The organism is Acidovorax sp. BL-A-41-H1 (assembly GCF_051942715.1).
This window is the reverse complement of sequence record NZ_JBPVJQ010000003.1, coordinates 835,072-847,983: the sequence shown is the minus strand read 5'-3', so window position 1 is coordinate 847,983 and position 12,912 is coordinate 835,072. Positions and strand designations below refer to the sequence as shown.

The window sequence follows — 12,912 nt, the reverse complement described above, 5'->3', positions numbered from 1 at the left end:
CATGGCCACCGAACCGGTTGTCAAACCTGTCGTGTATGGCGCCAGCGAGCGCCCGCCCCGCGGCGACTACAGCCGCGCCAGTGCCGACTACACCTGCCCGCAGAACTTTGCGGCCTACACCGAAGCCGACCACGACACTTACCGCCGCCTGTACGAGCGCCAGCGTGCATTGCTGCCCGGCCTGGCGAGCGAGGCCTTCATCCAGGCCCTGCCCTCGCTGGGCGCGAGCGACCGGATTCCGCGCTTTGAAAAGGTGAACGAGCGCCTGCAAAAGGCCACCGGCTGGGAGCTGGTGGGCGTGCCGGGGCTGATCCCCGAGGTGCCGTTTTTCACCCTGCTGGCCAACCGCAAGTTCCCGGTGACGGACTGGATCCGAAAGCCCGAGGAGTTCGACTACATCGTCGAGCCCGACATCTTTCACGACCTGTTCGGCCATGTGCCGCTGCTGTTCAACCCGGTGTTTGCCGACTATGTGCAGCGCTACGGCCAGGGCGGGCTGAAGGCCCAGGGCCTGGGCGCGTGCGAGATGCTCAGCCGCCTGTACTGGTACACGATCGAATTCGGCCTGATCCGCGAGGCGGGTGGGTTGCGGGCGTATGGCGCGGGCATTTTGAGTTCTGCCGGGGAGCTGGCGTATTCGGTGCAAAGCCCTGAACCGCAGCGGATTCCGCTGGCGCTGGCACGCACCATGCGCACGCGCTACAAGATCGATACGTACCAGCAGACGTACTTTGTGATCGACAGTTTTGAGCAGCTGTTTGACATGACGGCGGCGGACTTTGCGCCGATTTATGAGGAGCTGCAGGGGCTGCCGGAGTTTGCGGCGGATGAGCGGGATGGGGTGGTCGTTGCCGCTTGATTTTTGTACCAAATCGGGCTGTAGCGCTTGATTTATTTGCCTGTATTGCTATTTTATTTATAGCATTTTCTTGAGTTGGGTTGGGGACTAGTGCAGTGCAGGTTACTGCTGCGGAGACTGGGCGCGTGGATTGCTGCGCCCAGTCGTCTGTTCGGGCTGAGCTTGTTGAAACTGAAGCGCACTCCCAGCCGTTCGGGCTGAGCTTGTCGAAACCTGGCTTGGCGATGGCTACCGCGTGGTTGAGTTGAGGGCGGAGGCCGGGAGTCGCCCGGCGTGCGAGTAACTTTCTTTTGGGTCGCCAAAAGAAAGTCACCAAAGAAAAGGCGACCCCGCTGTCTGCGTCCCCGGCGCTGCGCGCCGGGGCAACCTGCGGTGCTCGGGTTTGGCGGGGTCTCGCTCGAACTCGCTTCGCTCAGACAATCGCGAGCCCTGATCCGCCAAACCCTGCGCTCCTCGGCGCATACAGAGGGGAGGGGGAGCGGACATCCGTTCGGGCCTTTGCTTCGCTCGGCCCCATTTCGTGGGCGCAGGCGCCTCGCGCTGGGCGTGGCCGATGCCGGGTCGAGCGCAGCGACGACCCGTGTGGCTGTTCGGTTGTTTGGCCCCCACCCCCTTCTGGCTGCGCCTGCGCCGGGGCGGTTGCGGGGTGGCAGTCGCGCAAGTGCGCGGCTGCTTCGTGATCTGACTCGCCGCGGCTGTCCGAGCGGCGCTGCGCAGCAGCACAGCGAGTTCCGCGGCGCACCCCGCAACCGCACCGGCGCAGGTCTGCCCCTTCGCACCGCGAAGGGGTCGCAGACTGAGGGTCGCCTTTTCTTTGCTTACTTTCTTTTGGCGAGCCAAAAGAAAGTTACTCCCTTGCCGGGCGACTCCCGGCTCCCGCCCTGAACACAGGCATGCGGTCGCCACATCAAACGAAGCCGAGACAGACTCAGCCCAAACAGATCAAACACCACACCCGACGCCAAGCGCCAACCATCAAAAACAATAGCAACCAGACATTAAAAAACCTGGACTACAGCCCGATTCGACCCAAAATCACCCCCGCCCCACCTCCTCCAGACACGCCCGCATCACCCCCCCATCCAGCGCCATCTCCACATGCGCCACCCCCTGCACCAGCCGGTTATCTGCCCCCACCAACGTGGCCGTGCTCGCAGGGAACACGATGTTGTCGCAGCTGGAAAACCAGCACACGAACTTGCCCGCCAGCACCTGCGGTTCTGAGCGCTGCAGCGCCACCACCCAATCCCCCGCCAGACTCATCTGACGCCCGTTCACCGCCGTACTGAAGCGCCCCAGCCACGTACCGCCGTGGGGCGTGCCCAGCGTCAGCACCCGGTGCACGCGCGCCTGGGCGTCCGGGTGCGCACGCAGCCACGCACGGGCCGCCAGCCCGCCCATGCTGTGGCACAGCAGCACGGGCGGCATGCCGGTGGCAGTGGCCACGCGCTGCACGGCTGCGTCGATGATGTGGGCATAGTCGTCAATGGAGCCCATCGGCGGCTCCAGGTTGACTGCAATGTGGGTATGCCCCCGCTCGCGCAGCAGCGGCAGCCAGGGCAGCCACAGGCCGCGGTTGCACATGAACCCGTGCACCAGCACCACGCCACGCTGGCCGGTGGGCGCTGGCGGCAGCCAGTCGGGTATCGCCCGGTGGCGAAACGGCTGGCGCCAGCCGAACACCAGCAGCGCCACGCGCAGCTCGGCCCACCAGGCCGCCACCACCTGGGCCAGCCGGGCCCGGGGCGCGGGGTCGCGCCGGTTGGCGTGGTGCATCAGGGCAAATTCCACCGTCATCACCAGCACAAAGACCGCCAGCGGCACCAGCGCACCGGCCAACGCCCGCACGGGCGACTGCGGCCACTGCCAGACCAGCCAGGCGGCCACGCCCAGCCAGTGGATGAAAAAAAGGGTTTGTTGCCAGCGCGCGATCATGGTGGAGGTGCCCGGTGGGGATGATGTAATTTGGCAGACTGCGACAGCGAAGCCGTCCGCCACGCCATTGTGCGGCGCCAGCCTTCATTGTTCCGCCCGCGCCACCGCCTCAGGAGAACCCGCCCCATGGATGCCGCCCAGACCATCCGCGACAGCATTGCCGATGTGAACGCCATGCGCCTGCACCGCCGGGGCGACCCGGCACTGGGCGAGGCCGTGGGCCGGGTCAAGGCGCTGCAGGCAACGCGGTTTCGCGGCACGTATGCCGACCTGATGGTGTCGCCCGCGTTCGGGCCAGCCACCCGGTTCTTTCTGGAAGAGCTGTACAGCGACGCCGACTACACCGACCGCGACCAGCAGTTCAGCCGCATCGCCGGCACGCTGCAGACGGTGTTTCCGCAGCCCGTGGTGGCCACGGCCGTGGCGCTGGCCGTGCTACATGCGCAGACCGAGGGACTGGACCAGGACATGGGCCGCGCCTGGGCACCAGCCACACCCGCTGCCGCCACGGACACCCACGACGCCGCAGCGCGCTACGTGGCCGCATGGCGGCAGGTGGGCCAGCGCCACGCCCGCGAGCAGCAACTGCAACGCGTGCTGGCCATGGGCACCGACCTGGCGCGGCTGACCCGAACGCCCGGCCTGCGCATGATGCTGCGGATGATGCGCGGCCCCGCCCATGCGGCGGGCATGGGGGCGCTGCAGCAGTTTCTGGAGGCAGGGTTTGACACCTTTGGCCAGCTGGCGCGCCAGCGCGGTGCGGTCGAGCGGTTTTTGCAGATGATCGAGCAGCGCGAGTCGGCGCTCATTGCCAGCCTGTTCGATGCAGCCCCTGTCACTTGCGGGACGCAACTGGCCGCCACCCTAGGACAAGCCCGGTAACCGCGCGGGGCCCCGCGCTTCCACAATCTGTGGCCCACCGGCGGCCGGGCAGCGCACCTCAGTGCTGCCCGCGTTCGCTGACAGTGGCCCGGCTGCGGTGGCCCTGGAAAAGGCCGCCACTGGCCCCGTATTCCCCTGAAACGAGCGAGCACAAGGAACAAGCGCATGGAAAAGATCTGGCTCAAGAGCTACCCCCCGGGCGTACCGCACGAAGTGCAGCCCGAGCAATACCGCTCCGTGGCCCATCTGCTGGAAGAGTCCTTCCGCAAACACGCCAGCAGCCCGTTTTCGGTCTGCATGGACCAATGGATGAGCTATGGCGAGCTGGAACGCCGCTCGGCTGCGCTCGGCGCCTACCTGCAGAGCCTGGGCCTGGAGCCGGGCGCGCGCGTGGCGATCATGCTGCCCAACATCCCGCAGTTCGGCGTGACCATGGCCGCCGTGCTGCGCGCCGGCTACACCTGCGTCAACGTCAACCCGCTGTACACCGCACGCGAGCTGGAGCACCAGCTCAAGGATTCGGGCGCCACCGCCATCGTCATCCTGGAAAACTTTGCGCACACCCTGTCTGACGTGGTGGACCGCACCGCCGTCAAGCATGTGGTGATGGCCTCGATGGGCGACCTGCTGGGCTTCTGGTACGGCCAATGGATCACCTTCGCCGTGCGCCACCTGGCCAAGATGGTGCCTGCGTACGAACTGCCCCTGTCGGGCGGGCGCAAGGTCGTCACCTTCAAGAAGGCGCTGGCAATGGGCGAAGGCAAGTCGCTGTCGCCCAGCCAGGCCACGCTCGACTCCATCGCGTTCCTGCAGTACACGGGCGGTACCACCGGGCTGTCCAAGGGTGCGGTGCTGACCCACCGCAACATCGTCGCCGCCACGCTGCAGGCCGAGGCGTGGTTCTCGCCCGCCCTCTCGAAGGTAGGCGACCTGAGCAAGGCCAACTCCATTGCCGCGCTGCCGCTGTATCACATCTTTGCGCTCACGCTGTGCCTGCTCGCCATCCGCCAGGGCTCCAGCCTCACGCTGATCCCCAACCCGCGCGACATCCCCAAGTTCATTGCCGAGCTGAAAAAGCGCCCATTTCACATGCTGCCCGCGGTGAACACGCTGTTCAACGCGCTGCTGCTGAACCCGCAGTTCAAGACGCTGGACTTCTCGCACCTGTGCGTGTCGCAGGCCGGCGGCATGGCCGCCAGCGAGGGCACGGCCAAGGCCTGGCAAAAAGCCACGGGCAGCACCATGATCGAAGGCTGGGGCATGAGCGAGACCTGTGCCATCGGCACCAACAACCCGGTCATCAGCACCACCTTCAGCGGCAACATCGGCCTGCCGCTGCCCAGCATCGACATTGCCATCAAGGACGATGACGGCAACAGCGTGCCCCAGGGCGAGCCGGGCGAGATCTGCATCCGCGGCCCCAACGTGATGACGGGCTACTACAACCAGCCCGAAGAAAACGCCAAGGCCTTCACGGCCGACGGCTTCATGCGCACGGGTGACATCGGCATCATGGACCCGCAGGGCTACACCCGCATCATCGACCGCAAGAAAGACATGATCCTGGTGAGCGGCTTCAACGTGTTCCCCAACGAGCTCGAGCAGGTCATCAGCCTGTGCCCTGGCGTGGTCGAATGCGCGGCCATCGGCATCCCCGACGAGAAGCAGGGCGAGGCGATCAAGGTGTTCATCATCAAGAGCGACCCGGCCCTGACCGAGGACGAAGTGGCCAACTACTGCCAGCAGAACCTCACCGGCTACAAGCGGCCCAAGTACATCGAGTTCCGCGACGAGCTGCCCAAGAGCAACGTGGGCAAGATCCTGCGGCGCGAACTGCGCACCCAGAAGTAGCCCCCGCGGGCAGGGCGCACGCACGCCGTGCTGCGCCCGCCCGCCCCCATCTTGCGGGGTACGGGTTTTGGAGGACGCCGGCCACCTTCGGGCTGGGGTAGGCTGACCCCGCGCAGGCCCGTGGATTGCCCGCGGGCCGCCACTGCCCCGTCGACTGCGACAGCGTTATTGCCCATGCCCGCCATGTCACCTTCCCCCGCCCACACGCTGCTGCCGCCAGAGATCACCGTACTGGAGCGGGGCTGGCTGTCGGCCAACAACATCCTCTTCACCGGCCAGCGCGATACGGCGCTGGTCGATACCGGCTACTGCAGCCATGCAGACCAGACGGTCGAACTGGTGCGCGCCTGCCTGGGCGACCGCCCGCTGGACCGGGTTCTCAACACCCACCTGCACAGCGACCACTGCGGCGGCAACGCGGCCCTGCAGCGGGCCTGGCCCGCCCTGCGCACAGCCATCCCCCCCGGCCAGGCGACCCATGTGCGCCACTGGGACCCCTATGCCCTGAGCTACACCCCCACGGGCCAGGAATGCCCACCTTTTCGCTTCGACACGGTGCTGGAACCTGGCTCATGCGTGCTGCTGGGCGACAAGCCCTGGCAGGTGCATGCCGCGCCGGGGCACGACCCGCATTCGGTGGTGCTGTTCGAGCCCCGCGCACGCCTCATGATTTCGGCCGATGCGCTGTGGGAAAACGGCTTTGGTGTGGTGTTCCCCGAACTGGAGGGCGACCGCGCCTTTGCCGAGGTCGCGGCCACGCTCGACCTGATCGAAAGGCTCTCGCCTTCGGTGGTCATTCCGGGGCACGGTGCCGTGTTTGCCGACGCGCCGCGGGCGCTGGAGGTGGCGCGCCGCCGGCTCGACGGCTTTGTGCGCAACCCCGAGAAACACGCGCTGTATGCCGCCAAGGTGTTGCTCAAGTACAAGCTGCTCGAGTGGCAGCAGATCAGCATGGCCGACCTGTCGGCCTGGGCGGCCGCCACCCCGTACTTCGGGATGCTGCGAGAGCGCCATTTTGGCGACCAGCCCGAGCCCGAGTGGCTGGGCAGCCTGGCGGGTGAGCTGGTGCGGTCAGGGGCCGCGGTGCGCCAGGGCGACGTGCTGCACAACGCCTGAGGCACCTGCGCACTGCGCGGGTAGCACGGGGACGGGGGCAGGTCAGTGCTTGTACTGCTTGTCGCAACCGGTCACATGGTTGCGGCTGCTGGACATGCACTGGTAGAAGCTCTTCTTGTTGCCGCTGGCACCCTGGCAGTCCGCCACGCTGTATTTGCCCTTGGCCTCACGGATCTTGGGTGCGGTGCTGTCGAACGAGGCCTGCGTCATGTAGCCGTCCCGCACGTTCTTTTGCCCCACCTCCAGCATCAGGTCGGCCTGGTGGTGGATGTTGTCCACCGCCACGCTGCAGTTGAGCGGCACCTGCTTGCTGTCCACCGTGCCCAGCGACTTCTTCAGGCCTTCGCCGAACTCCTCGACATCCTTGGACACCTTCTTGGTGCCATCGGCGTTGTACTGCTGGGTTTTGCCCGCAGAGGCCTTGCTGTTGCCGGAACTGCCGGTTCCGTTGGTGCTCTGGATCTTCAAGGGGGCGGCCTCGGGGGCGGTCGGGGGTGGCTGCGAACCGTAGTGCGTCTTGCCGTCGGCATCCACCCATTTGTAGACCGGCTGTGCCTGCGCGCCCATGGCGAACACGAGCCCCACACCCACCAGCGCAAACCTGGCCATTGCGGTCAGTCTTTTCATGGCATCTCCCTCATTTTCAGATCAAACCGGGCTGTAGTGCTTTTCGCATTTGCACCTTCAGCTATTATTTTAGTAGCACACCCGAGCCAGCGGCCGCCGCGGCCTCAGGGCAGATCCTTGTTGACCTCAGGCTGCGCGGCATCGCGCGGGCCCACCGTGCCCAGCCGCGCCTTGAGCGACTGCGGCTGGCCGGTGAGGATGGCTGCGTAGTTGGTGGTGTTGGCCAGCACCTTCTTCACGTAGTCGCGGGTTTCGGCAAAGGGCACGTTCTCGGCCCAGATGGCGGCCTCCAGCACAGGGCCGTTGCGCCAGTTGCGCGGGCGACCCGGGCCGGCGTTGTAGGCGGCTGCGGCCAGCGGCATCGAGCCCGCAAAATCATCGAGCGCCAGCTTGAGGTACGCCGTGCCGATGGTGATGTTGGTCTCGCGGTCGTTGATCTGGTCAGGTGTGAAGTTGTTCAGACCGATCTTCTTGGCCGTCCAGCGGGCTGTGGCGGGCATCACCTGCATGAGGCCCGAGGCCCCCACATGCGAGCGCGCATCCATGATGAAGCGGCTTTCCTGGCGGATCAGGCCATAAACGTAGGCCGGGTCGAGCCCGATGGCCTGCGCACGCTCGACGACGCTGCGGCGAAAAGGTGTGGGAAAGCGCTGCGATGCATCGATGACGCCCTTGGTGCGCTCGCTGGTGTTGATGCAGCGGTCCCACACCTCGCGCTGGCAGGCAAAGTCGGCCGCGGCCAGCAGTTCGCGCTCGGGCATGCCGCCGCTCTGGTGCAGGTTGGTGGTGTAGTTCCACTCGCGAACGCCATCAGCGCGCAAGCCCAGCAAGATGGCGTACAGGGCACGGTTGAGCCCGGGGTTGGCGCGCGCAGCGGCCTTCTCTTCGGCGGTGAGCGGCGCTGGGGCGGGCGGCGTGGTGATGCGCTGGCCCAGCTCTTCCAGTGCCAGCTGCTCGTAAAAGCCTTGGGTGCCGGCGATGGCCTCCAGCAGCTTCGTCGCCTCGGCGCGGTCTGCATCGCCGGGCTTGCCCGCCAGCAGCGAGCGCGCCTTCCAGTACGCCCAGGTGCTGTCCTGCCGCGCCTGCGGGCTCATGGCGTCAATCGCCTTGCCCACCACCCTCCACTGACCAGCACGCAACGCGGCGCGCACCTTCCAGCCCAGCAGATCGTCGTTGAGATCGCTGTCCCGGGTGATGTTGGCAAAGTAGCCCGCTGCACTGGCGCTGAGCTTTTGCGCGGCGTTCTTGCCGATCACGCCCCACACCCAGTTGCGCTCTTCAGGCGACAGGTGCACGCCCCACTTGCTGTCGAGCTGCTGCGCGGCGTTGTCGGCATCGCTGGTGGCCAACCGGACCAGCGCCAGCGTGACCAGCTCCTGACGCACCGTGCCTCGGGCCGTGGTGCGCGAGAGCAGGTATTTGGTGGGCGAATCCAGCACGTCCTTGAGCTGGGGCAGCGCATCGGTTGAGACGATTTCGACCGCAGCGCGCATCGCGCGCGGGCGATTGGCCTCGGCCGCCAGGCGCGCCTTGCGCCAGATGTCCAGCGGCGCCAGCAGCTTGTAGCTGTAAAGCTCGCCTGCCGCATGGGTGCAGCCGTCATCCGCATCGCGCTGGGCGTACCAGTTGCTGCGCACATCCTCGGCCACGGTGGCGGGCGCCGTGCCCTTGATCTGATCGATGAGCAGTGCATAGCAGCGCACCTCGCGGTCGTCCGACATGCGGAACAGCGGGTGCTGTTCGGCAAAGCGCGGCCAGTCGCGGCGCTGGCCCAGCAGCAGCAGCCAGTCGTTGCGCAGGCGGTCTTCCTGGTACGTACCTGCGTAGCGCTGCAAAAAGCCCTGGATTTCCTGCGGGGATGCTTCGGACAGGCGCGCCCGCAGTTCCCAATACGCAGCCCAGGGCTCCAGCGCGTGGCCGCGGGCAGCGGGCAGCAGCTGTTCGAGCCTCTTGCGGTCGCCCTTGCGGAACGCCTGCTGCATCTCCAGCAAGGTCTCGTCGCCCCGGTTTTGCGCCATGACAAGGGGCGCGGCAGCAGCCAGAACCGTGGCTGCAACAAGGGGTGTCAAAATCGCTCTGAGCAAATGCATGGGGGAATTATCTGATGGACAAAGCAGCCCTTCGGCGCGCGTTGGTAGAAGAACGTTTGAACCTGCCCGACCGCCTGCAGCGTTCCGACCTGTTGCAGCAGGTCATGCGCATCTGGCTCATCAACCGGCCCGACACGGTAATCGGCGCCTACTGGCCCATCAAGGGCGAGTTCGACCCCTTGCCCGCCCTGCACCGCTGGAAGGAAGACGGCGAGCTGCTGGACGAGCCCCAGCGCCGCCGCATCGGCCTGCCGGTGGTCAACAAGCTGCACAAGACCCTGACCTTCCACGCCTGGTACCCCGGCTGCCCCATGGAGGAAGACGCCTACGGCATCCCCAAGCCCAAGGACACCGAGGTCATCGTGCCCACACTGCTGTTTGTGCCCTGCGTAGGGTACGCCGCCGGGGGCTACCGGCTGGGCTACGGCGGCGGTTTTTACGACCGCACGCTGGCCACGCTGCAGCCCAAGCCGTTCACGGTGGGGCTGGGCTTCACCCACGGCTACCTCGATGAGTTCGAGCCCGGGGAACACGACCTGCCCCTCGACGCGATCCTGAACGACAACGGCGTGGTCTGGCCTTTTTGAGGCTGCACCCGCCGCGGCACTGCACGGTGGGTGATGCGCAGCACGCATCAATCGGCCCGCGCATCGGCATCGCTCACGCCGGGGGTTGCCGCTAGCATGGAGGCTTCATTGCTCTGAACAGGTGCCCCATGCCCAAGCTCTACATCGGCAACAAAAACTATTCATCCTGGTCCATGCGCCCGTGGGTGCTGCTGCGTCAGGCAGGTATCCCGTTCGACGAAGTCATGGTGCGCTTTGACAGCTTTGACGCCGACTCGGAATTCAAGCGCGCCATCGGCTCCGTCAATCCCACGGGCAAGGTGCCGGTACTGGTCGATGGTGATCTGGTGGTGTGGGACACGCTTGCCATTGCCGAGTACGTGGCAGAAACCTGGCCCGACAAGCAGCTGTGGCCCGCCGACCGCAAGGCGCGCGCCCGCGCCCGCAGCATCTGCGCCGAAATGCACAGCGGCTTCACGGCCCTGCGCGGCAACTGCCCCATGAACATCGAGGCCAGCCTGCCCGGAACTGGCGCCCTGATCTGGCGCGACAAGGCGGGCGTGCGCGCCGATGTGCAGCGCCTGGTCGACATGTGGAGCGCGCTGCTGCACGAGCACGGCGGCCCCATGCTGTTCGGCGAGTTCACCGTGGCCGACGCGTACTTTGCGCCGGTGTGCATGCGCCTGGCCACCTACGCCCTGCCGCTGCCACCGCATATCGCGGCCTACGTGGACCGCGTGCGCGCGCTGCCCGGTGTGAAGGCCTGGATCGATGAGGCGCTGGCGGAAAAGGACTTTCTGGACTTTGAAGAGCCCTACCGGCTGAGCGCCGCGGACTGAACGGCCCGGAACTGCGGCGGCGCGTATCGCAGCGGGGCAGATCGCGTCGCTCTGGCTTCTTGAACACATGGCATGGGGCGCCTGGAATCCCGTCCTGCCCTCACCAGCCGCCGGCCACCGAGACACTTGTTTGTCCAAGCAGGCCATGCCCTTTGCGCCCTTGCGGGCGGCGAGCCGTGTTGAGCGTCGGCCACAGCAGATCTTTCGACCCGCACTTGTTTCTTGCCAAAGTAGAGGTCTTGCTCTGCGAGCTCAGGCGGGTTTCGAAACCGATGGGAACCGAGAATCGCGCTCGCTGGGCTCGGATGTCTTTACCTGTCCGCAGACCCCATGGATTCACGGACGGTGGCACGTCGCGTAGCGCGCGTTCCATCGCCCACGGTCGACCGATCGAAACTCGCTGAATGGCGTGAACGCGAGCATCGGCACGGGCGCGTAGCCATACGCTGTACGCCCCGCACAAACTCATAAGGGGCGGCGCAATCAACGCGCTGACCCGCGCTTTCAAGTGTCCAGTGTCCTCGTGCATAGGACCACGACTGCAAGTGCCCGAGACCCCGTTCGTGGCGATCAGGCCGCACTGCTTGCAAGGTTTTCCTTCGCCATCCCTTCCAGCCTTCGCATATCCAACGTAAGATGTTGTTTCAATGATAGAAACAACTTAAATGCAACGTCGCCCAACGCTTATTGGCGGTTTTTCGTTGATAGAGCTGATGTTAGTGGTGACTGTCATGGGCATCTTCGCGGCTGTTGCTTACCCCTCGTACATGGACCAAGTACGGAAGTCGCGCCGCGCAGAGGCGCAGTCCGTCCTCATGCATCTGGCCAACCTGCAGCAGCAACGCCTGCTGGATGCGCGCACTTACGCGTCCACAATCTCCGCCCTGCCATCGTTCAGCCTACCTGCACAGGTACCCGGCTTCTACGCTATTTCTGTAAGCGCACCGAACAGCACCCCCCCGGCCTTCACAGCAACAGCGACTCCCCAGAACGATCAGACCAAAGACAAGTGCGGCACTCTTTCCATCACACAAACAGGCATCAAGGCGGCGGCGAAAGACGGCGTTACCCAGACGGGTTGCTGGTAATTCGGAAAAAACGATGTCTCATCAATTTCACCCTTTCCCAGCCAAACATCAGCAGGGGCTGACTTTGATAGAACTGATATTTGTTGTCATGGTTATGGCGGTCTTGATGGGGCTGGCCGCGCCGTCGTTTCGTTCTCTGCTGGAGGCGCAGCGCATTCGGGCGGCGGCCTTTGATTTGATGGCCGACCTCTCGTTCGCGCGCAGTGAGGCGCTCAAGCGAGGAGGCCCCGTCACCCTCACCCGGAGCGCCAATAACGGCACGGGCCGCTGGGACGCGGGCTGGACTGTGACGGCCGAACTCGACGTGCTCACACAAAAAGACCGTCTGGGCAGTGGCGTGGTGCTCACGGGACCTTCTTCCATCGCCTTTGACCGGAACGGGCGCGTTGCCAACGCCACGACCGTGGCTCGTTTCTCGATGGTAGACAGCAGAGGCAAGGCGCTGCGCTGCGTGTCCCTCGATCCGTCGGGCAGGCCCAGAAACTCAACCGACGCGTGCCCGTCATGAAGCCCCTTTGCCGTTCGCAGCGCGGTGCTGCCCTCATCGAATCGCTGGTTTCCATGCTGATCGTTGCTTTTGGCGTGCTCGGCTTCGTGGGGCTGCAAGGTCGCACCGCCGTTGCCAACCTTGAAGGCTACCAGCGGTCCCAGGCCCTCATCCTGGTGAACGACATGGCCGAGCGCCTGCGTCTGAATCCAGGCAACGCAGCCATGTACATCGTCGAGAACGTTGGCGCCGCAGAACCCAGCTTCTGCGCGAACTCAACCGTCCGGGCCCAGCAGGACGTTTGTGCCTGGCGTCAGTCCATCCTCGGCGCTGGAGAGAAGGAAGGCAACGCGCTCGTCGGGGCCGTTGCCAATGCACGCGGTTGCATCTCCAGCCCGGCATCCGATCAGTACCTGGTTGCGCTGGCCTGGCAGGGTCTGCAAGCGACAGGCTCACCCGCCGCCAGCTGCGGGAGGGATACGTATGCCCGCGAAGACACCCGCCGCGTCGTCTCGGTGGTGGTCCAGATCGCGAGGCTTGGCAATGCGCCCTGATACCCTCGCGCGCGTTTC

12 protein-coding genes are annotated in these 12,912 nt (G+C 65.6%); 9 read left to right on the top strand and 3 right to left on the bottom strand.

Annotated features, from left to right (window positions below; all coding sequences use genetic code 11):
- Window position 1 precedes the first annotated feature (1 nt).
- Entirely contained in the window at window positions 2-859 is an 858-nt protein-coding gene (phhA, locus tag ACTPOI_RS04850; RefSeq protein WP_440106952.1) for a phenylalanine 4-monooxygenase, read from the top strand.
- 1,035 nt (window positions 860-1,894) lie between these two features.
- Here phhA and ACTPOI_RS04845 read toward each other — a convergent pair.
- Window positions 1,895-2,794, bottom strand: a complete 900-nt coding sequence (locus ACTPOI_RS04845; RefSeq protein WP_440106950.1) for an esterase/lipase family protein — start codon at window positions 2,792-2,794, stop codon at window positions 1,895-1,897.
- 126 nt (window positions 2,795-2,920) lie between these two features.
- Between ACTPOI_RS04845 and ACTPOI_RS04840 the strand changes: the two genes are divergently transcribed.
- The 3 genes from ACTPOI_RS04840 to ACTPOI_RS04830 all read left to right on the top strand — a co-directional run bounded on the left by ACTPOI_RS04840 (window position 2,921) and on the right by ACTPOI_RS04830 (window position 6,643).
- Window positions 2,921-3,676: an FFLEELY motif protein gene (locus ACTPOI_RS04840; protein ID WP_440106948.1), complete on the top strand. Its 756-nt coding sequence runs from the start codon at window positions 2,921-2,923 to the stop codon at window positions 3,674-3,676.
- 165 nt (window positions 3,677-3,841) lie between these two features.
- A complete protein-coding gene (locus tag ACTPOI_RS04835) occupies window positions 3,842-5,527 on the top strand; it encodes an AMP-binding protein (RefSeq protein WP_440106946.1) in 1,686 nt (561 codons plus the stop codon).
- Between the two features lie 174 nt (window positions 5,528-5,701).
- A complete protein-coding gene (locus ACTPOI_RS04830) occupies window positions 5,702-6,643 on the top strand; it encodes an MBL fold metallo-hydrolase (protein ID WP_440106944.1) in 942 nt (313 codons plus the stop codon).
- A gap of 42 nt (window positions 6,644-6,685) precedes the next feature.
- On the opposite strand, the gene ACTPOI_RS04825 is transcribed toward ACTPOI_RS04830, so the two are convergent.
- Window positions 6,686-7,270, bottom strand: coding sequence for a DUF4124 domain-containing protein (locus ACTPOI_RS04825; RefSeq protein WP_440106942.1), 585 nt, complete (start codon window positions 7,268-7,270; stop codon window positions 6,686-6,688).
- Window positions 7,271-7,374: 104 nt separating this feature from the next.
- Window positions 7,375-9,360, bottom strand: coding sequence for a transglycosylase SLT domain-containing protein (locus tag ACTPOI_RS04820; RefSeq protein WP_440106940.1), 1,986 nt, complete (start codon window positions 9,358-9,360; stop codon window positions 7,375-7,377).
- A 14-nt stretch (window positions 9,361-9,374) separates the two neighbouring features.
- Between ACTPOI_RS04820 and ACTPOI_RS04815 the strand changes: the two genes are divergently transcribed.
- From ACTPOI_RS04815 to pilV, 5 genes are all read left to right on the top strand, one after another.
- The gene (locus tag ACTPOI_RS04815; RefSeq protein ID WP_069104671.1) at window positions 9,375-9,947 is read left to right on the top strand and encodes a 5-formyltetrahydrofolate cyclo-ligase; all 573 of its coding nucleotides are present in this window, start codon (window positions 9,375-9,377) and stop codon (window positions 9,945-9,947) included.
- A 128-nt stretch (window positions 9,948-10,075) separates the two neighbouring features.
- Complete coding sequence (locus tag ACTPOI_RS04810; protein ID WP_440106938.1) at window positions 10,076-10,765, top strand: glutathione S-transferase family protein; 690 nt, start codon at window positions 10,076-10,078, stop codon at window positions 10,763-10,765.
- Between the two features lie 665 nt (window positions 10,766-11,430).
- The gene (locus ACTPOI_RS04805; protein ID WP_440106936.1) at window positions 11,431-11,853 is read left to right on the top strand and encodes a type IV pilin protein; all 423 of its coding nucleotides are present in this window, start codon (window positions 11,431-11,433) and stop codon (window positions 11,851-11,853) included.
- A 13-nt stretch (window positions 11,854-11,866) separates the two neighbouring features.
- Window positions 11,867-12,361, top strand: a complete 495-nt coding sequence (locus ACTPOI_RS04800) for a GspH/FimT family pseudopilin (protein WP_440106934.1) — start codon at window positions 11,867-11,869, stop codon at window positions 12,359-12,361.
- Window positions 12,358-12,894, top strand: coding sequence for a type IV pilus modification protein PilV (gene pilV / locus ACTPOI_RS04795; RefSeq protein ID WP_440106932.1), 537 nt, complete (start codon window positions 12,358-12,360; stop codon window positions 12,892-12,894). The genes ACTPOI_RS04800 and pilV overlap by 4 nt, the downstream gene beginning before the upstream one ends.
- The last annotated feature ends 18 nt before the right edge of the window (window positions 12,895-12,912 follow it).